The organism is Peribacillus sp. SIMBA_075 (assembly GCF_046534585.1).
Genome location: NZ_JAWRYN010001178.1, coordinates 1 through 251, shown reverse-complemented (window position 1 = coordinate 251; position 251 = coordinate 1). Strand labels below are relative to the sequence as shown.

The following is a 251-nucleotide window of genomic DNA, read 5'->3' as shown; positions in this document are numbered from 1 at the left end:
CGGCGATCAGCGCGCAGCTGCGCAAGCTGGAAGATCAGGCCGGCACGCCGCTGCTGCGCCGCTCCGGTCGCGGGCTGGTGCTCACCGACGGCGGCGAGGCGTTGATGTCCTACGCGCGACGGCTGCTGGCACTCAACGACGAAGCGGTGGGCGCGGTGCGTGGCCTGGAACTGGAAGGCTGGGTGCGCCTCGGCCTGCAGGAGGATTTTGGCGAATCGATCCTGCCGCAGGTGCTGGGTCGCTTCGCGCGC

General features: G+C 70.9%; 1 protein-coding gene. It reads left to right on the top strand.

The window, feature by feature from the left end; translation table 11 throughout:
- Positions 1–251: LysR family transcriptional regulator (locus SB775_RS32035; protein ID WP_410865321.1), on the top strand; the 251-nt coding region annotated here is incomplete at both ends.